Raw genomic sequence first — 18,573 nt, 5'->3', positions numbered from 1 at the left:
GTACATCGCAGTCAGTGCTGATGGCAAAAAGGCGTGGGTCAGTTTGCAGGAAAACAATGCGATTGGGGTTTTAGACTTAGAAAAAAATCAATTTGTTGATCTTTTCCCGATGGGCTACAAAGACCATAGCTTGCCTGAAAATGCCTTAGATGGCAGTGACCGTGACTGTGCTATTGGTCAAGACTCGTTGGGGCGTAGTATTACAGAATGTGCAAAAGATGCAGGAATGATCAATATCCGCTCTTGGCCGGGACTATATGGCATGTATATGCCCGATGCCATTGCACAATATCAAGCCAAGGGTAAAACCTATTTGGTCACGGCCAATGAAGGGGATGCCCGTGAATGGTTAAAGGATGAAGCCAAATACTTTGAAGGCGCGGACTTAAATGCTGGTTATGCAGAAGAGATACGTATCAAACACTTGTTTAAAAAAGCAGGTTTTGATGCCAAAGGCGATTATGCAGCACATTTACGTCAGCTTGCGCCAGGTGTGAAAGGGGCAAAATTAAACCCAGAGGTGTTTAAACCTTGTCAAACGGCTGACGCAACAGAAGTCTGTGCGGACAATTTAATTAAAGACGCACAAATTGGACGTTTGACCATTAGTTGGACTCAAGGTTATCAAAAAGATCCACTGACAGGTCTGCCGAAGTTGGATGAAAATGGTCGTCTGACGTATGACAAATTATATGCTTATGGTGGTCGTTCGGTAAGTATTGTCGACCCTGAAACCAAGCAGATTGTGTGGGACTCGGGCAGTGAGTTTGAGCGAAAAATTGCGGAGTTGTTTCCACATCAATTTAATAGCAATCATGAAACATTTAAATTTGATGACCGTAGTGACAACAAAGGCCCTGAACCTGAAGGAGTGACTCTGGGTAAAATTGGTGAAAAGACCTTTGCCTTTATTGGACTTGAGCGTGCCAGTGGCATCATGGTCTATGACATTAGCAACCCGAATCAGGCTAAATTTGTTCAGTACCTGAACCATCGCAACACCACCGAAACAGAAGTCACGAAGCAAGGAGACCTTGGCCCAGAAGGTTTGATCTTTATCGCGGCGAAAAATTCACCAAATGCTCGACCTTTATTGGTAGTGGGGAATGAGGTCAGTGGTACGACGTCAGTTTATGAAGTAAAGCTAAATTAATAGCTTAGTTTAAATAAAGAGCACAGTGGTGCTCTTTTTTATGGCGCTACAAAAAATATATGACAATAATGTCATGAAAATGAAATAAAACCGTCATAATCTCTGCCAAAGCTTCAATGGCAGGCTGTTGGAAAGATTCTGCAAAAGGTTTGTTTTATGACAATCGAAATCTTGATGGTGATTGGCTTCTGTTTAGCAGCTTATTCTATCGTCGGAAATGATGTGCCACAGACATTAGGTACCTTTATTTCATCGAATGCACACCGCCCATGGTGGGTGCTTTGGCTCTTTATCAGCACCATTTTAGTTGTGGTTCTGATCTATGGTTGGTATGCATCAGGTGTGGGAGATGCCTCTTACGGTCGCTTAGAGACGATTCCATTTCCAGATAATGGGATTACGTGGCTGTATATCGTACCGCCAATTTTACTGTTGTTTTTGACCAAATACGGCATTCCTGTGAGTACCACTTTTTTGGTTTTAACCATTTTCTCGCCTGCAAGTTTGGGGTCGATGATGGTGAAGTCAATGATGGGCTATGCCGTGGCTTTTGTGGTTGCGATTATTGTCTATCGTTTTGTGATGCGACAAGTGGCAAAGTACTTTGCCAAAACCCGTCATGAAGAACCTTCCCATATTTGGATTGGGTTACAGTGGGTATCGACCGCTTTTTTGTGGAGCCAATGGCTGATTCAAGATTTGGCCAATATTTTTGTATACGTGCCACGCCAAGTTCCGTTGGCATTTTTGCTGTTTGCTATCACCATCTTTGTGGTGTTGTTGGCGCTGATTTTGTACCAACGTGGTGGGGCGATTCAAAAAATTGTTGATACTAAAACAGGTGTAACGGATATTCGTGCTGCAACGATTATTGACTTTATGTATGCCCTGATTTTGTTGGTCTTCAAGGAGTGGAGCAACATTCCAATGAGTACCACATGGGTATTCTTAGGTTTACTTGCAGGTCGTGAGTTTGCTATGTCGATGATTTTTGATGAGGTGAATAAGCACCGTACTTCGCGCAATGTCAGTAAAGATGCCATGAAGTTGATGTTTGGTTTAGCCATGTCGGTGATTTTGGCGACCACTTTGCCGTGGTTCTACAACTTTGTCACGAATTATGGTCAATAGACGAAGCTGTTAAAAAAGCGAGCCTTGAGCTCGCTTCTTTGTGTATGGAGAGTTTTGAGGTGTTTAAACAACTTTAAACCACAAAGCGCTTTGGGCTCCCCAAGTTTGCAATTGCTGAATAAATCTGTTCAGCATGGTTACACACAATGAGTTTGGCACGGTGCTGTGGAGGCAGAAAACCTTCTTGAACGGCATGATCAAGTTGGGCAATCAGTGCATTATAGAAACCATTGACGTTATAGAGCATCATGGGTTTTTGGTGTTGATTGAGTTGTCCCCATGTTGCCACTTCTAAAATTTCTTCAAAAGTGCCTAAGCCACCGGGTAGTGCGACAAAAGCACTTGCACGTTCAGCCATCAATGCTTTGCGTTCATGCATGGTTTGTACAATATGTAATTCAGTCAATTGGTTGTGTGCAATTTCATAATCCAGCATAAACTCAGGGATGACGCCAACAGCTTCCCCCCCATGAGCAATCATGGCATCTGCCACTTGTCCCATCAGACCAATACTCGCGCCTCCATAGACCAGTCCGAAACCATGGTTTGCTAGGCCTTGGGCTAGCGCAATTGCTTTTTCTTGATAAATCGGTTTGTTGCCTGACCGAGAGCCACAGTAAAGTGCGATCAAGGGTTGAGTGGTTTGAACGTTTGATTCAGTGTTGAGAGATGATATTTTTAATTCACTATTCATGGCGTATGTTTTTACCTTTTCTTTATCTACTTTTTCTCTCTTAGTTTAAGCAAGAAATGTGACAAATCACTGTATCTAATCGAACAATCAGGTAATAATTTGTTAAATCTCTAAAAAAACGACATTTTTAAAAAAGATGAATTTTATGTAGATCTTGCCTATACTGAGCTCTTGTTTCACAACACAAGAACGAACATGGGTAGTGGTAGTTGTCACTCAAGACATCTTCAGTTTTCCGAAAATAATTTACAGCGAGCAGTGCTGAATCTTCATTTTTATTCGCCTAATCATTATGCGCGTTATACATTCCTTCGACGGGGGCAGATCACATGATATTTGAATGGATGTCTGATCCTTCTGCATGGGTGGGCTTACTCACCTTGGTGGTGCTGGAAATTGTCCTCGGGATTGATAACCTCGTTTTTATTGCGATTTTGGCAGAAAAACTTCCTCCTGAACAACGTAATACAGCCCGTATCGTTGGTCTGATGTTAGCGCTGCTCATGCGCTTGGTTTTACTCGCGTCTATCGCTTGGGTGGTGACGCTGACTGAACCATTGTTCCATATCTTCGACCATCCATTCTCAGGGCGTGATCTGATTTTGCTGTTTGGTGGGGTGTTCTTGCTGTTTAAAGGGACGATGGAGTTACATGAACGCATCGACGCCAAAGTGATCCAAAAAGAAGAAAATCCTGCCAACGCCGTATTTTGGATGGTGATTGTCCAAATTGTGGTTTTGGATGCGGTATTTTCTTTAGACTCGGTGATTACTGCAGTCGGTATGGTCAAGCACCTGTCTGTAATGATGATTGCGGTGATTATCGCCGTGGGCATTATGCTGTGGGCATCCAAGGCCTTGATGGAATTCGTCAACAAACATCCGACCGTGGTGATTTTGTGTCTTGGCTTCCTGATGATGATCGGTTTCTCTTTGATTGTAGAAGGCTTTGGTTTCCATATTCCAAAAGGTTACCTCTATGCAGCCATTGGTTTCTCGGTGATTGTTGAATTTATCAACCAAACCATGCGCCGTAATCAAGAAAAAATGGTCACCACCACAGACCTTCGCTATAAAACTGCGTCTGCGGTACTGCGGATGTTGGGCGGTAAAAGTAGTGATCATGCTTCTGAGCCTGAAGATGTGTTGGCAACTCGCGCTTATGCGGATGAAGTATTTGATCCTGAAAATGGGGTCTATCACAGTGTTCTAGTACAAGGGGTGTTGGGTTTGTCTGAGCGTCCTGTGAAGTCCGTGATGACACCACGTCCAGAGTTGGAATGGATTGATTTAGAGGATGATGAAGCCTCGATCAAATCACAATTGCTCAGTATTACGCACTCACGTTTAATCGTAGCACGGGGCGAGCTAGACAACATTGCAGGTGTGGTATTGACCCATAAAGTTTTAAACGAATATATCGAAACGGGTGTCCTCGATTTTGATAAACATTTACGTGAACCTGTGATTGTGCATGAAAATGCGCAAGTCCTGATGGTGATGGAACAATTGCGTCAAGCCCCACTACAAATGGCTTTGGTTTTGAACGAATACGGCTCGATTGAAGGGATTGCCACCCCGATTGACGTATTAGAGGCGATTGCAGGGGAGTTCCCTGATGAAGATGCTGAAGACAATGTGGCTGAAAGTTTAGAAGATGGCAGCTTGATGCTCGATGGCTCAACCGATATTCGTCATGTGTCGTTATTGTTGGATCGTGATTTGGTCGATGAGTCCGATCAGTACTCAACCTTGTCAGGCTATATCCTCTTTCATTTAGGTCGTTTACCTGAAAATGGCTCTAGCCTTGTAGCAGATGGTTGCATTTTTGAAGTGGTGACGATGGATGGGCACAAAATTGAAAAAGTGCATGTAATTCCACAGTCAGATCTGCACAAAGAATCATCTTAAAACCCGTCCTCAAACTGGGGTGAACAGGTTAAAATAGCTCGCAATGTCGAGCTATTTTTTTTATGGAAAATCATGAGCCATATTGAGTGTCCGTGTGGGCAAGGAGAATATGTACAGTGCTGTCAGCCTTTGCATTTGGGACAAAGTCATGCGCAGACAGCTGTCCAATTGATGCGCTCACGCTATAGTGCTTTTGCCAAACAGCAAATTGATTACATTGTGCAAACCACAGCGTTGGGACAGCAACAAGCACTCGATATTGTAGCAATAGCGGAGTGGAGTCGAAGCAACCAATGGTTAAAGTTAGACGTCGTAAACGCCAATGAGAAACTCGATAAAAACCACGCCATGGTCGAGTTTAAAGCGCATTATCATGATGGAAAATCACCACAGATACATCATGAAATTTCACATTTTGTGAAACATGCTGAGGCATGGTATTTTTTAGATCCGACCACTGAAATGCAAATCACCATGAAACAAGCGTGCATTTGCGGTTCAGGGAAAAAATTTAAACAATGTTGTGCACAATTTTTATAATTTTCAGAAAATTTGGCTTAGAATAGCGCGCATCAATTAGCCTATATGGAATCCAGGCGATGTTACTCACTGTTATTTATATTATAGCGATCACGGCAGAGGCGATGACTGGTGCACTGTCAGCGGGTCGGCGTAGTATGGATTGGTTTGGTGTGGTGATTATTGCCTGTGTCACAGCACTGGGCGGTGGTTCTGTTCGTGATGTGTTATTGGGACATTATCCGCTGACCTGGGTCAAGCATCCTGAATATTTGATGCTGACGTGTTTTGCCGCTTTTATTACGATTTTGATTGCCAAGTGGATGCGTCATTTACGCAATATTTTCTTGGTGCTCGATGCTCTGGGCCTGATCGGTTTTACCATCATCGGCTGTCAAATTGCCTTAGAAATGGGACATGGTTTTGTGGTGTCTGCGGTTGCTGGAGTTCTTACAGGAGTCTCGGGCGGTATCTTGCGTGATATTTTGTGTAATGACGTGCCTTTGGTGTTCCGCCGTGAACTGTATGCCAGTATTTCTTTTGTCGCAGTGATTTTCTATTGGGGTTGCATTCAACTCGGTTTGTCGCTTGAGCTGACCGTGATTTCGACTTTGATCTTTGGTTTTAGCTTACGTTTAATTGCAATTTACTTTGGTTTAGAAATGCCGAAATTCATTTATCAAGATGATGATGAACAGTCTGCTTCTTCCAAAGATGCTAGCTAAAACAAGGGATATCAAACTGTCCCTTGTCCCCAAAAAAAGCACATAATGATAAAGCCTGTTGAGAAAGCAGCCCGCTATCCTTTTTCCGCTTTAGAGGTCAAGCTATGGATTTAGTTTCCCGTATACAACGTTTACCGATCGGTAAATTCCACTACACCTTGTTATGGGTGATTGGCTTGGGCTGGATGTTCGATGCCATGGACACGGGGCTGATTTCTTTTATTTTGGCGAAAATGGCTGAAGACTGGCACATGAGCCCAACTGAGAAAGGTTGGGTCGTCTCAATAGGCTTTGTCGGAATGGCGATTGGTGCGGTGTGTTCAGGGGGCTTGGCCGACCGTATCGGACGTAAAACGGTTTTTGCTGCAACATTAGTGATTTATAGTTTGGCGACGGCAGCCTGTGCTTTTGCTCCCAACTTAACGTGGCTATTGCTGTTTCGTTTTATTGTGGGTCTTGGTTTGGGTGGACAGTTGCCAGTAGCAGTGACCTTGGTCAGTGAGTATATTCCTGCACAGGTACGTGGGCGTTTTATTGTTCTGCTAGAGAGTTTTTGGGGCTTAGGTTGGCTCTGTGCTGCCTTAGTGGCGTATTTTGTGATTCCAAAGTTTGGCTGGCACATGGCTTTTTTGATGGGTGGGATTCCTGCACTGTATGCCATTGTCATTTGGTTCAAAGTGCCTGAGTCGATTCCTTATCTCATCAACCGTGGTCGAATTGTAGAAGCGCACGCTTTGGTGCAGCAGATTGAACGTCAATGTGGCGTTGAAGTCGTTGAACATATCATTGTCAAACCTGTGGCAGAAAAAAAGAATGTGTCTTTTACTCAGCTTTGGTCGGGTGCATTTGCACGTAGAACCTTGATGTTATGGCTGATTTGGTTTGGCATTGTGTACTCTTATTATGGCATCTTTACGTGGTTGCCAAGTTTGCTGGTGAAGCAGGGGTATAGCATTGTTCAGTCTTTTGAATACGTACTGGTGATGATTTTGGCACAGCTTCCAGGCTATGTGGCCGCAGCATGGCTGGTCGAAAAACTTGGACGTAAAGCAACCTTAGCTGGTTTTATTGGCATGTGTGCAGTTTCGGCTTATTTCTTTGGTCAAGCGGACACCGTGAGCATGATCATGTTCTGGGGCTGTCTGATGTCATTCTTTAATCTCGGCGCATGGGGTGTTTTGTATACCTACACTCCAGAGCAATATCCAACCAATATTCGGGCTTTTGGTTCGGGCTGGGCATCGGCCATTGGTCGTATGGGTGGCATTGTCGCACCGATGGTGGTGACGCATATGATGGTCATGAGCAATGGTTTTAGTGCAATCTTTATAATGTTTACCGCAGTACTGCTTGCGGTGGCAGCGGTGATTTTGATTTTGGGTGAAGAAACCAAAGGTAAAACATTGGAAGAGATTGGTTTGTAAAATGTACAGACTGAAGATAGAGGGATGTGTTTTAGTCTCTTGATCTTCAGGAACAATCAAACCGTATGCGCGAGCAGAATTGAAACTTTTCTGTTAACACAATATCTTTGAAACGTGGGACTAGCGAAGTATCAAATTCCGGTTAAAGACAGCTCGCATATCAAGTTGAAAGTGTGTGATTGGTGATGTACTCGATCATCATATTCAATGTCATGACATAAGCGTAGAGGGTGTGTAGTTACTCTATTTCAATCTTAAATAGGAGCAAGATAGGAACTTCGAAATAATTAGTTGCTCATTTTAAAAAAAATGGATAATTTTACGACATTAGGAACATCTAAAGACGCAATTTGTCGTAGTGGTGTACGCTTTCACTTGTATAGGCTGAGCCTGCGACATAGCATAAGAACTTAAACAAAAAACGATTAATTAGGATGACAGGTTGTTATGACAAGCCTTGCGCATCAAGCGACAGAAAACCGTTCCGTAGCAGAATTTACTGAACAAGCCTATCTCAATTACGCCATGTACGTGATCATGGATCGTGCCTTACCTCATATCAGCGATGGTTTAAAACCTGTACAACGCCGTATTGTGTATGCCATGAGTGAATTGGGGCTAAAACATAGCGGTAAACCCAAAAAATCTGCGCGTACCGTTGGTGATGTGCTCGGTAAGTATCACCCACATGGTGATTCGGCCTGCTATGAAGCGATGGTGCTGATGGCACAGCCTTTTAGTTATCGTTATCCGTTTATTGAAGGTCAAGGTAACTGGGGGTCGCCCGATGACCCGAAATCGTTCGCAGCGATGCGTTATACCGAAGCCAAATTATCTCAGTATAGTGAAGTACTGTTGTCTGAGTTGGGACAGGGGACTTGTGACTGGCAGGACAACTTTGATGGTTCGATGAAAGAGCCAGTGACTTTACCTGCACGTATTCCGAATATTTTGTTAAACGGTACCACAGGTATTGCAGTAGGCATGGCTACGGACATTCCTCCACACAACCTGCGTGAAGTCGTAAAAGGCACCATTGCCTTAATTCGTAATCCAAATTTAAGTGATGACAAAGTTGCAGAATACATTCCTGCACCAGATTTGCCGACCAAAGCTGAAATTATTACGCCACCTGAAGAGCTATTAAAAATACAAAGCACAGGTCGGGGCAGTTACCGTATGCGTTCGGTGTATAGCATCGAAAAAAATGAAATTGTGATCACGGACTTGCCTTATCAAGTTTCAGGCTCGAAGGTCATTTCGCAAATTGCAGATCAAATGCAGGCGAAAAAACTGCCTTTGGTGAGTGATGTACGTGATGAATCCGACCATCAAAACCCAACCCGCTTGGTGATTGTACTGCGCTCAAATCGGATTGATGCTGAAGCGGTGATGAGCCACCTTTTTGCAACAACCGATTTAGAGTCGAGCTATCGTGTCAATATGAACATGATTGGTGCGGATGGCCGTCCACAAGTGAAATCAATTCGTCGTATTTTGCTGGAATGGATTGAAATTCGAAAGGAAACCGTTACCCGTCGTTTGCAATATCACCTGAATAAAATTGAAAAGCGCTTACATATTTTGGGTGGTTTGATTATTGCCTATCTAAATATTGATGAAGTGATTCGTATTATTCGTGAAGAAGAGCATCCCAAAGCAGAGTTGATGTCACGTTTTAATATTGATGACATTCAGGCCGAAGCTATTTTAGAACTCAAGTTGCGTCATTTGGCTAGACTTGAAGAAATGGAAATGCGCCGTGAGCAAGAAGAGTTAGAAGCCAAAGCTGCATTGATTCGTGAACAATTGGCCAATCCTGAGTCTTTAAAAGCTTTGATTATCAATGAACTTAAAGATGATGCGAAAAAATTTGGTGATGACCGCCGTTCGCCAATCGTACATCGTGCAGAAGCAACAGCGATGAGTGAGCAGGACTTTATGCCTGCGGATCCTGTGACGGTGGTGTTATCTGAAGCGGGATGGATTCGTTCGGCCAAAGGTCATGATGTAGACGCAGAGAACTTAAATTTCCGTGCCGGCGATCAATATCTCAGTCATGCGCAAGGAAAATCTAATCAGCGCGTGTATGTATTGGATGAGTCAGGGCGTAGTTATGCCCTAGCCATAGCGAGCCTACCGTCCGCACGGGGTCTGGGAGAACCGTTGAGTTCAAAATTATCGCCAGCCAGTGGTGTAGGTTTTAAGCAAATTTTTATTGCTGAAGATGAAGCTGAAGTTGTGGCTCTGAGCAGTAAAGGCTACGGTTTTAAAACACAGGCAAAACAGTTAGATACCAATGCAAAAGCGGGTAAAGCCTTCCTAACTTTACCTGAAAAAGCCACAGTCATGCCGTTGACTAGTGTTGATCAAGCCACCCATTTGGCGTTATTGACCTCAACGGGTCGTTTGTTGATTTTAGAGTTGTCAGAGTTGCCTATTTTAAATAAAGGTAAAGGTAATAAATTGATACAACTTGAAGAGAAAGATCAAATTGTATTCATGACAAGATTAACGCTAGATGAAATACTGCAAGTCGTTGCAGGACAGCAGCAATTAAAATTGAAGGGCGATGATTTAGAAAAATATGTGGGTAAACGGGCATCCAAAGGGCAGTTATTACCACGTGGTTATCAAAAAGCAAATAAACTGTTAGTTCAGAGATAAAACTAGCATCCATTGATCAAAATACGTTATATATGGTATGTATGCGGGAAATGGATGCAATATTAAGCAACACAAGTTAAATAAAGAGCGCTTAATATTGAGAACAACAGCTGAGAATTTAAGGATTACTGATAGGAGAATCGGGCGATATGGAAAAGATTTGGTTCGCAGAATACCAAAAAACGGGGATTCCAGAGACTGTAGAATTGCCACCAGAAAATACGTCATTGGTTGATGTATTTGAAAGAAATTTCCAAAAATTTGGCTCACGAGATGCCTTTATCTTTATGGATAAAGTATTGACTTTTAGTGAGTTAGAAGAGGCAAGTCGTAAATTTGCAACCTATTTGCAAAGTTTAGGTCTTGCAAAAGGTTCACGTGTCGCTGTGATGATGCCAAACGTTCTTCAGTATCCTATCGTTGCTTTGGGTGTCTTCCGTGCGGGCTTAGTACTGGTCAACGTCAACCCACTGTATACCGCGCGCGAGCTTGAACATCAGTTAAATGACTCAGGCTCAGAAGTTCTTGTTATTATTGAGAATTTCGCATCTGTTTACCAAACAATTAATGGTAAAACGCCTGTTAAACATGTCGTGATTGCCTCTGTAGGTGACATGTTGGGTGCATTAAAAGGCACACTGGTGAACTTTGTATTACGTTCAGTACGTAAGCAAATTCCAGCATGGAATATTCCAGGTCATATTCGCTTTAATGCTGCTATGTCTAAAGTCAGTGCAAGCAATTATAAGCGTCCGAACTTAACGTTAAGTGACACCGCAGTGCTTCAGTATACTGGCGGCACTACAGGGGTGTCTAAAGGTGCAGAACTGACGCATCGCAACCTTGTAGCGAACATGTTGCAATGTGATGGTATTTTCCAAAGTAAATTTGGCGCACAAGATGGTCAGCCCGATGACCGTATTTTCTGTGCCTTACCGCTTTATCACATTTTTGCGTTCATGGTTTGTGCTATGTACGGTATGTACAAAGGTCAAGCCAATGTTCTCATTCCAAACCCACGTGATTTACCTGGGGTAATGAAAGAATTACGTAAGTATCAACCATCGTTCTTCCCAGCAGTGAATACTTTATTCAATGCTTTGGTGAACAACGAAGAGTTTAAACAACTTGACCACAGCAAATTAAAAATGGCAATGGGCGGTGGTATGGCGGTTCTTCCTTCTACCGCTGAAGCATGGAAGCGAATTACTGGAACCAACATTATCGAAGGTTATGGTCTATCTGAAACTTCGCCTGTTGCAACGGCAAATCCACCTGCATCTGAAGAATTCAGTGGCACAATTGGTATTCCATTGCCATTAACTGAAGTTGCGATTTTGGATGATGATGGCAACGAAGTTGTACTGGGTGAACAAGGTGAAATTTCAATCCGTGGTCCGCAGGTGATGCGTGGTTACTGGAACCGCCCAGATGAAACCGCTAAAGTGATGACTGAAGATGGTTTCTTCCGTACAGGTGATATCGGTGTGATGGATCCTCGTGGCTACATAAAAATTGTAGACCGTAAAAAAGACATGATTTTGGTATCAGGCTTCAACGTTTATCCTTCGGAAATTGAAGAAGTGGTTGCAAAACATCCTAAAGTCTTGGAAGTTGCAGCAATTGGTGTGCCAGATGAAAAATCAGGTGAAGTGCCAAAACTATTTGTGGTGAAAAAAGATCCATCTTTAACCACAGAAGAAGTTCTGGCATTTGCTAAAGAAAACTTAACAGGGTACAAACGCCCGCGTTATGTTGAATTTATGGATGAATTACCAAAATCAAACGTAGGTAAAATCTTACGTAAAGATTTGCGTAAAACAGCATAAGTTGAGTTCTAAAAAAAGCGCCGAATGGCGCTTTTTTTTCTATTTATATTTTTAGTTTTTCATTAGCCAACGGTCGATATAGGGACGGCCAATACCCAAAATACCGATAAAGGTCAACATGGTGCCACACTGGCGACTAAAGGCTGGGAATGCAAATGTGCCATAGCTAAGTACATTGTCGATGAAGCAATAGATAGTGACAGCAATCAGCCAATACCAAAGTGTTTGGCGTCTAATCCCAACCATCCAAAATGCGATAATCAGCATAATCAATGTACCGATTGTTGAGCCGATATTCATATTGGCACAAATAACCGTCAGTAGAAAAGCTGTGATGGGGAGAACAATTTTTAAAACACGATCCACTTGGCGTTGATGTTGACGCTGAATGTCGAGTACGTCGAACATTTCTTTTTGATCTGGGCTAGCCATAGTGGGTCTCATCGGGAAATTATAAAAACACTATAATTTAACCAAATTTATCTTTGGAATGCCATGCTATGATAGCCTTCGAAATGATCTTGATGAGAAAAAACCAATGCAAAGCATTAGCGGGATTATTTATCTCATTTTAGTTGCTTGTTTACTGCCATATGTATTTACCGTTATTGCTAAAAAGTCGGCAGGATTTCGTGCTAAAGATAACCAACACCCTCGCGAATTTCTAGCTAAAACCACAGGTCTAGCCGCGCGTGCCAATGCGGTACAGCAAAATAGCTTTGAAGGTCTACCTTTATTTATTGCTGCGATTTTAATGGCTGAATATATGGTAATTCCACAAGTGGTCACTATGACTTTTGGTATCGCTTATCTTGTTCTGCGTGTGTTGTATGGCATTTGCTATTTGGTCAATTGGGCAACGCTACGTACGATCATTTGGTTATTATCATTGCTTTGTCCGATTTGTTTATTGCTTTTGGTGATTAAGTTGACGACGGGTTAACGTATGAAACATACATATTTTCACCCAGTGAATGTATAATCGCCGAAATATTTTTTCTGAAAACCCGTTATAATCAATGTGGTTTTTAAAAGATTTAACTTGTTAAAGAGTGATGTTATGAGCTACAGCAATATCCCAGCGGGTAAAGATGCACCGAACGATATCTACGTGATCATCGAAATTCCTGCAAATGCAGCACCAATCAAATATGAAATTGATAAAGATTCGGATGCGCTTTTTGTAGATCGTTTCATGGGTACAGCAATGTTCTACCCTGCGAACTATGGTTATGTACCAAACACGTTGTCTGAAGATGGTGACCCATTAGACGTACTTGTTGTGACTCCTCATCCTGTAGAGCCAGGTTCTGTAATTCGTTGCCGTCCAGTAGGCAAACTGAATATGGAAGATGATGGTGGTATTGATGCGAAATTGATTGCAGTACCACACGACAAATTAACACCAATTTATAAAGATGTGAAAGAATATACAGACCTTCCACCTTTACTGATTCAACAAGTTGAGCACTTCTTTGCGCACTATAAAGACTTAGAGCCAGGGAAATGGGTTAAATTAACAGGTTGGGAAGGTTCTGAAGTTGCTAAGGAAGAAGTGCTTAAAGCAATCGAAGCAGCAAAATAATCCTGTCTGTGATGCCTCAATTGAATCGTGTTTGAGTGATGGCTTCAATAAAAAACCTGCACAATGTGCAGGTTTTTTTATTAGGTTAGTTTTTCCGTAGAAATTAGAAGAATTTCACAGGAATGTCTAACCAAATACGCCATTCGTTGGTGTCACCAAAGTAGTAATCTTTTGCGTAAGCATCGTCATTACGATAGTGAGAATAACGTAAACGTAAGCTTGCATCTTTAGCAAAACCAGATTGAACTGTATATTTCACTTGGTTAAAGAGTTCGCTTTCTTTCGCATTGTCATCAGTTGCTGTATCAATATCCCAACCATAAACATACGCAGTGGTCCAGCTGAGACCAGGCACACCGTAATTTGCAAAGTCTAGGCTATATTGAACTTGAACAGATTTTTCACCACGACCATTAAAGTCTGAAAGGTAAGAGTTTGGCAGGTAAACACTTTGGAAGCCATCCGCATTTTCACCGTAGGCATAGCCTGAGTTACCTGTGCTTTGTTGGTAAGCCAGCATCACATTATGCGCACCTTGGTTATAAGTACCCGATAATGCCCAAATGTTATTACTGCGGTTATTAGAGTTTTCATCTAAATCAGGACGTTGAGAAGATACAGAAGCACCTTTGTCCCATTCAGTGTGGTAACCGCTGAAGTCATAGGTTAAAGAGCTGTTGTTTGCCAAAGCTTGCTTATAGTTGGCATTTACATAATGGCGTTCAAGAGCATTCTTGCTGTCTAAGCCATAATAAGATGCATTTAAATTGTCATCAAATTTGTACTTAGCTCCCCAAACAATTGCACGATCAAGACCATTGCCATTGACGTCAGCATCAGTTTTGATTTGATCAGACATTTGGTTCTTAGTAAATTTACCAGCAACAATTTCAAGATTCTTGACTTCGTGGCTAGTTAATAAAGTACCTGTAAAATATTCAGGAACCATACGTCCAGTATTACTTGCAAGAACAGGTAGGTCGAGTACTTGAGTACCGTAACGCACTTCTGTGTTTGAGATACGTGCTTTTACAATACCACCACCACGACCCCAGTGATCGTAAGCAGAACCATCGTCATGCTCAGGAATCATTTGGTTGCCCGCGTTTTTATTTTCACCTAGCTTGAATGAACCATCTCCGATGACACCAACACCAAAGCCAACGATACCTTGAGTATAACCAGACTCAATTTTAACCATTGCTGATTGAGCCGCTGAACTTGTATCAGGTACACCATTTTTCTTGTCACGGGTTAAGTAACCTGTACGGAATAAAACTGATCCTTCAGCGTCTTCTACGAAACCTTTAGATTCGCTTTGCTCACTTGCAAAAGCTGTTGATATAAGTGCAGTTTGAACTAAAACTGCTAATGCTAATTTTTTTGTGTTTTGCATTGGGGAGCGAACCTTATACAAATTGGATGGAAAGAGAGCAATAATTGTATAAGTAATCGCAGAAAAATTGTCATTTTTCTTTAATATATTCAACTAAAGTAATGCACTTTTTTGTAAGTGATATGTTCTAAATATTTTATTTTTAGTTAAAATACTCTGTTTTTTAAAATAACTCTTTATAAAACATTTAATTATTTTTCTTTTCTTAATTCTCTATTCTGATATAGATCGAAGAATATAATATATAGATCGTCCAGTCGCTTTGCCTTTTAAACAAAGGCTTTGTTTGATTTTTATCCAATCAAATACTACAAATATAGAAAATATAAAAATGAATGTGTAAGCATTTATGTTGTTCTTTTTCATATAAATTTTACCAATTATTAAAAAACCGTTTTAAAATTTATGCATAGCGAATCTTTGAAAGATTTTTTTTAGTTAAATTTGAGAGTTTAAATGCATAAAGATTCACATAAAGTTGCACTGTTTTTTGGTTTGATCTTTAGCAGTACGGTGACAATGGCGAGTGATGAACAAAAAGAAAGTTCAAAAAATAAGGTCAGCGGAGGCCTTGCTGTGATGAGTCAGTATATCTATCGTGGTGGTGTTGAGAATGATAACCCAGCTGTACAAGTGGGGCTTGAATATGCAGATGCCTCGGGGGTATATGTCGGGTATTGGGGGTCTACACTCAATTATGATGCAGCAGATGCCAGTAAGGATCACGGCTTTGAACATGACTTCTATATTGGCTATGCAGGAAGCTTGAGTCCTGATCTAAGCTATCGTTCACATATTGTCACTTATTTATATAATGATGGTGGCTCTGTTTCGAGTGAAGATGGCTCACAGCGCAGAAACACTACAGGTGCAGAATGGGTGAGTAATCTTTCGTATCAAGATTTTGTTTTAGGTGTCAGCATAGCATTGGCTAATGTAAGTTATGCCAATGCAGGAGATACTTATTTAAATCTGACGCACCATTATATACTTCCACACGACATTAGCTTCAACAGCTCTTTAGGGGTATCGCTTTATCAGCATGGCAACGATGTGATGTTCTCCACTGAGCGACGCTTAACTTTAAATGAAATTCGACTAGGTTTGACTAAACCTATTGCAAATACAGGTTTTGAGCTGTCTGCTGATTATATTTATGGGGTATATGACCGAGCAGGAAATGATTTAGATCATCATGTAGTGTTAGGGTTAGCCTATAATTTCTAATATTTTCTGATTAGAAGTGCATCAGCTTATATCATGCTGGTGCACTTTTTTTATGCATTTAAAAAGAGCAAGTATAAAAGCTGGGTTCAAAATAGCGCATATTGTAAACAATTATGTTGAGCTAAATTAAATTACATAAATTAACAGCGAATGTTATTGGCCATAAAAGGCAGATGGTGTTTAATTTTTTTTATTCTTAATAAATTTTTATAAAACAAATAATTATTCTATTTTTTATGAGAGTGTAACTGGTTTTAATTTGAGTTTGGCATAGCTATTGCTAATTCCTACATGAGTTTATCGAAATAACCAAAAAAACGTCGGATACGATGTAGGGGAATCAAACAATGAAATTTGCACTTAAAGCATTATCTTTAGCTGTAGTGGCTTCAGCTTCTACATTCACTTTCGCAGATGACGAACCAGCACTACCGTTTGGTTTCTCTTTTAGCGGAAGCGCTGCTGTAACAACCGACTATCGTTTCCGTGGTTTAACTCAAACCCAAAATGATCCGGCGGTACAAGCGGGCTTTACTTTGGCACATGAATCAGGCGTGTATTTGGGCCTTTGGGGTTCAAATGTTGATTTTGGTGAAGGTTCACCGAGCTTAGAACTCGATCCATCAATTGGTTTTGCAACCACCTTAGAGAGTTTTGCTAGCAAGCCTGTACTTGATGTGGGCATGGTGTACTACAACTACCCAAGTGCAGATGATCTGAACTGGTTAGAGTTTTATGGCAAATTAACCTTTGCGAGTGTCTTTACTGAAGGTGATAGCTTACTGACCAATATAAACTATACCAATGACTATATTGCAGAAGATACAGACAGTTGGAACATCAATGCAGGTTATGCAATTCCATTTGGTTCAACAGGCTTTGGTGGTGTAGCGAATGTGGGTTATACCGTGGTAAGTGATGAAGATAAATATTCATTCAATGGTGATGATAACTATGTAGATTGGAAAGTGGGCGTGACCTATGCATTCAAATCTATCTCTGGTGCAACAGCAGAGTTAGCAGCAGTAGGTACCAATATTGATACCGATGATCTAGATCATGCTACAGCACGTGGTGTAGAAACAGGTGCAGTGTTTACCTTGACTAAAACTTTCTAAGTTTTAATCCCTTCAAAAACCCTCTAGTCCTAAGGACTAGAGGGTTTTTTTATATGAAGTTGGGTGATTTTTAGGCATTTTGCTGTCGGTAAGACAGCGCTTCGGTTAAATGTGTTGTTTGGATATGCTCTGACTCAGCCAAGTCTGCAATGGTTCGAGCTACTCTTAAAATACGATGATAACCACGGGCAGATAAGTTCAGACGTTGCTGTGCTTTTTCAAAGATAAGAGTAGTTGCTGTATCTAGTAGAGCAAACTGTTCGAGTTGTTTGGGTGATAATGCCATGTTGAGACAGGTTTGGCGCTGGATTTGTCTTTCATAAGCTTGAATGACCCGCTCGCGAACGGTCGCTGAGTTTTCAACAACCTGTGTGTCCTGTAGCTCTGAGGCATGCAATGGTGGCACATCAATATGCAAATCAATACGGTCTAATAATGGGCCAGAAATACGGTTTTGATAGCGTTTTATGGCTTCTGCTGAACATTGGCAACGACTATCTTGATTAAAAGCATAACCACATGGGCAAGGGTTCATTGCTGCAATTAATTGAAAATTTGCAGGAAAGGTAATTTGCCGCGAAGCACGAGAAATCACAATTTCTTTGGACTCAATGGGTTGCCTTAGAACCTCCAAAACTTTTCGATCAAATTCAGGTAGTTCATCTAAAAACAGCACGCCTTTATGTGCCAATGTAATTTCACCAGGTTTGGGTTGCGACCCGCTGTCATTTACAAAGAACTATGCGACAATATAAGGTAGGGTCAAAGACTTAGATTACCTTTTACAAAGAATTATGCGATAAATTTTATAAAGAACTATGCAACGGAACTCAGAATGAACAATCAATCATGCGACACCGTTAACATCGTACCAGCTCGAAGAAAAATTGGTAATACACGAATTAGTGTATCTGGTTTATACCCTTTTAAAAAAGAGTCCGCAGTGGCCTTTGAATCAACGCTGGAACGGGATTTCCTTATTCGATTAGAGGTTGACCCCAATGTTCTCGCTGTTGAGTCTCAACCCTTTACCATTGAGTATTTTGATAATGGACAGAAACGAGTTTATACCCCTGACTTTCTCGTAACTTATAAGCATGATGATTTTCTTCCATTTATTGCACCTAAACTGGTTGAAGTAAAACCTACAGATGAATTGCAACTAAACTTACATCTATGGAAAGCTAGATATCGT

The 18,573-nt window shown here is 41.4% G+C and carries 16 protein-coding genes and 1 pseudogene; 13 read left to right on the top strand and 4 right to left on the bottom strand.

Annotation, left to right across the window (positions count from 1 at the left end):
• Together B4F08_RS15285 and B4F08_RS15280 are read left to right on the top strand one after the other, a co-directional pair.
• Positions 1-1,153, top strand: a 1,153-nt coding sequence (locus B4F08_RS15285; protein ID WP_291375189.1) for a choice-of-anchor I family protein, incomplete at its 5' end; no start/stop codon positions are given.
• Between the two features lie 156 nt (positions 1,154-1,309).
• The gene (locus B4F08_RS15280) at positions 1,310-2,284 is read left to right on the top strand and encodes a hypothetical protein (protein ID WP_086209800.1); all 975 of its coding nucleotides are present in this window, start codon (positions 1,310-1,312) and stop codon (positions 2,282-2,284) included.
• 73 nt (positions 2,285-2,357) lie between these two features.
• Here the strand turns inward: B4F08_RS15280 and B4F08_RS15275 are convergent, their stop codons facing one another.
• Positions 2,358-2,978, bottom strand: a complete 621-nt coding sequence (locus tag B4F08_RS15275) for a TIGR00730 family Rossman fold protein (RefSeq protein WP_086209799.1) — start codon at positions 2,976-2,978, stop codon at positions 2,358-2,360.
• Positions 2,979-3,307: 329 nt separating this feature from the next.
• Between B4F08_RS15275 and B4F08_RS15270 the strand changes: the two genes are divergently transcribed.
• The 6 genes from B4F08_RS15270 (at position 3,308) to B4F08_RS15245 (ending at position 12,052) form a co-directional block, all read left to right on the top strand.
• Positions 3,308-4,888, top strand: coding sequence for a TerC family protein (locus tag B4F08_RS15270; RefSeq protein WP_086209798.1), 1,581 nt, complete (start codon positions 3,308-3,310; stop codon positions 4,886-4,888).
• 72 nt (positions 4,889-4,960) lie between these two features.
• Positions 4,961-5,428, top strand: coding sequence for a YchJ family protein (locus B4F08_RS15265; protein WP_119064841.1), 468 nt, complete (start codon positions 4,961-4,963; stop codon positions 5,426-5,428).
• Between the two features lie 59 nt (positions 5,429-5,487).
• Positions 5,488-6,132, top strand: coding sequence for a trimeric intracellular cation channel family protein (locus tag B4F08_RS15260; RefSeq protein ID WP_291375186.1), 645 nt, complete (start codon positions 5,488-5,490; stop codon positions 6,130-6,132).
• 104 nt (positions 6,133-6,236) lie between these two features.
• A complete protein-coding gene (locus tag B4F08_RS15255) occupies positions 6,237-7,556 on the top strand; it encodes an MFS transporter (protein ID WP_086209795.1) in 1,320 nt (439 codons plus the stop codon).
• 447 nt (positions 7,557-8,003) lie between these two features.
• Positions 8,004-10,223: a DNA topoisomerase IV subunit A gene (gene parC / locus B4F08_RS15250; RefSeq protein ID WP_291375184.1), complete on the top strand. Its 2,220-nt coding sequence runs from the start codon at positions 8,004-8,006 to the stop codon at positions 10,221-10,223.
• A gap of 149 nt (positions 10,224-10,372) precedes the next feature.
• Complete coding sequence (locus B4F08_RS15245; RefSeq protein WP_086209793.1) at positions 10,373-12,052, top strand: AMP-binding protein; 1,680 nt, start codon at positions 10,373-10,375, stop codon at positions 12,050-12,052.
• Positions 12,053-12,103: 51 nt separating this feature from the next.
• Here B4F08_RS15245 and B4F08_RS15240 read toward each other — a convergent pair whose 3' ends face one another.
• Positions 12,104-12,484, bottom strand: coding sequence for a hypothetical protein (locus tag B4F08_RS15240; protein ID WP_086209792.1), 381 nt, complete (start codon positions 12,482-12,484; stop codon positions 12,104-12,106).
• A 106-nt stretch (positions 12,485-12,590) separates the two neighbouring features.
• Here B4F08_RS15240 and B4F08_RS15235 point away from each other — a divergent pair, with 106 nt between their 5' ends.
• Together B4F08_RS15235 and ppa are read left to right on the top strand one after the other, a co-directional pair.
• Positions 12,591-12,995, top strand: coding sequence for an MAPEG family protein (locus tag B4F08_RS15235; RefSeq protein ID WP_110974824.1), 405 nt, complete (start codon positions 12,591-12,593; stop codon positions 12,993-12,995).
• 117 nt (positions 12,996-13,112) lie between these two features.
• Positions 13,113-13,637 (top strand): inorganic diphosphatase, encoded by a 525-nt coding sequence (ppa, locus tag B4F08_RS15230; protein ID WP_291375181.1) that lies wholly within the window; start codon positions 13,113-13,115, stop codon positions 13,635-13,637.
• Between the two features lie 103 nt (positions 13,638-13,740).
• Here ppa and B4F08_RS15225 read toward each other — a convergent pair whose 3' ends face one another.
• Complete coding sequence (locus B4F08_RS15225) at positions 13,741-15,033, bottom strand: OprD family outer membrane porin (protein ID WP_291375179.1); 1,293 nt, start codon at positions 15,031-15,033, stop codon at positions 13,741-13,743.
• A gap of 456 nt (positions 15,034-15,489) precedes the next feature.
• On the opposite strand from B4F08_RS15225, the gene B4F08_RS15220 reads away from it, so the two are divergent.
• Both B4F08_RS15220 and B4F08_RS15215 read left to right on the top strand, forming a co-directional pair.
• Positions 15,490-16,260: a TorF family putative porin gene (locus B4F08_RS15220; protein WP_291375178.1), complete on the top strand. Its 771-nt coding sequence runs from the start codon at positions 15,490-15,492 to the stop codon at positions 16,258-16,260.
• A 347-nt stretch (positions 16,261-16,607) separates the two neighbouring features.
• Positions 16,608-17,378, top strand: a complete 771-nt coding sequence (locus B4F08_RS15215; protein ID WP_086209788.1) for a TorF family putative porin — start codon at positions 16,608-16,610, stop codon at positions 17,376-17,378.
• Positions 17,379-17,448: 70 nt separating this feature from the next.
• On the opposite strand, the pseudogene B4F08_RS15210 reads toward B4F08_RS15215, so the two are convergent.
• A pseudogene (locus tag B4F08_RS15210) lies at positions 17,449-18,099 on the bottom strand (ATP-binding protein); the annotation flags it as partial.
• A gap of 114 nt (positions 18,100-18,213) precedes the next feature.
• Between B4F08_RS15210 and B4F08_RS15205 the strand changes: the two are divergent.
• On the top strand, positions 18,214-18,573 hold a 360-nt coding region (locus B4F08_RS15205), incomplete at its 3' end, for a TnsA endonuclease N-terminal domain-containing protein (protein WP_291375174.1).

Source organism: Acinetobacter sp. UBA6720 (genome assembly GCF_002454215.1).
In the GTDB taxonomy this organism is placed as follows: domain Bacteria; phylum Pseudomonadota; class Gammaproteobacteria; order Pseudomonadales; family Moraxellaceae; genus Acinetobacter.
The sequence above is the reverse complement of the archived record's forward strand: the minus strand, read 5'-3'. Positions and strand labels throughout refer to the sequence as shown.